The sequence below is a fragment of the Streptomyces sp. NPDC004610 genome (assembly GCF_040609715.1).
Lineage (GTDB): Bacteria > Actinomycetota > Actinomycetes > Streptomycetales > Streptomycetaceae > Streptomyces.
Map to the genome: position 1 here is coordinate 1 of NZ_JBEXLA010000094.1, position 1,434 is coordinate 1,434.

General features: G+C 70.7%; 1 protein-coding gene. It reads left to right on the forward strand.

Annotated elements, in window-relative coordinates:
- Window positions 1-209 precede the first annotated feature (209 nt).
- Window positions 210-1,412 (forward strand): IS110 family transposase, encoded by a 1,203-nt coding sequence (locus ABZX40_RS41500; RefSeq protein WP_355751420.1) that lies wholly within the window; start codon window positions 210-212, stop codon window positions 1,410-1,412.
- Window positions 1,413-1,434: the final 22 nt, after the last annotated feature.

Below are 1,434 nucleotides of genomic sequence, written 5' to 3' on the forward strand. Positions count from 1 at the left end.
GCTCCGTAAGTTGTTGGGTGGCCCGGGAGGGCCGGATGTGGCTGATGGTGGCTTGCCGTTTGTGGCTCCCCAGGAGTGGCCGTCCGGCTCTCCGGGGCGCCCTGGCTGCTGATTGAGATGTGCGCGCCTTGTGCGGTCGCTGATTACGGAGCGGACAGCGGGGTGTTCCCCGGGCCGACGGCATTGCCGTGCGGAACGAGGAGGGGCAAGTGAACGAGCGGAAGGCCCAGGTCTGGGCCGGTGTCGATGCCGGCAAGGGCCACCACTGGGCGGCGGTGGTCGACGAGACCGGCGCGACACTGTGGTCGAAGAAGGTCGGGAACGACGAGTCGGTGATCCTGGCCGCGCTCGGCGAGATCCTCGACCTGGCGGACCAGGTGCACTGGGCGGTGGACATCTCCGGCACGTCCTCCGCGCTGCTGCTGGCCTTGCTCGCGGCCCACGGTCAGCAGGCTGTCTACGTGCCGGGCCGCACGGTCAACCGTATGGCCGGTGCCTACCGGGGTGAGGCGAAGACCGATGCCCGCGACGCCTACGTCATCGCTGAGACCGCCCGCCACCGAGGCGACTTCGCCACGATCGGCGTACCGGCCCAGCTCGCCGCCGGCCTCGCGCTGCTGACCGCTCACCGCTCGGATCTGGTGGCCGACCGGGTGCGACTGATCAACCGGCTCCGCGACGTGCTGACCGGCATCTTCCCGGCTCTGGAGAGGGCGTTCGACTACAGCTCGCACAAGGGCGCGCTCATCCTGCTGACGGGCTACCAGACCCCAGGCGCGATCAGGCGCCGCGGCCGGGCAAGGCTGACGGCCTGGTTGGCGAACCGCAGCGTGCGCGGTGCCGACGCGGTCGCCGCGACAGCACTGGAAGCAGCCCGGGCCCAGCAGACCGGGCTGCCCGGCGAGGACGTCGCCGCGCAGATCGTCGCCGACCTGGCCGCGCAGATCCTCACCCTGGACGACCGGCTGAAGCGGATCGACCAGCAGGTCCGCGAGACGTTCCGCAGCCACCCGCAGGCGGAGATCATCGAGTCCCTGCCCGGCATGGGCCCGGTACTCGGCGCCGAATTCGTCGTCGCAGCAGGCGACCTGTCGGCCTACGCCGATGCCGGCCATCTCGCCTCGGCGGCCGGGCTGGTGCCCGTCCCACGCGACTCCGGCCGCCGCACCGGCAACCTGCACCGGCCCAAGCGATACAGCCGCCGCCTGCGCCGGGTGTTCTACCTGTCTGCGCAGACCAGCATCATCCGCGAGGGGCCGAACCGGGACTTCTACCTCAAGAAGCGCGGCGAGGGCTGCAAACACGTCCAGGCAGTCATCGCCCTCGCCCGCCGACGGGCGGGCGTTCTGTGGGCCCTGCTGCGTGACGGACGGATCTTCACCTCCGCCCCACCGGTCACGCAAGCGGCTTGACTTCGTCATTGAGACTCCTGGG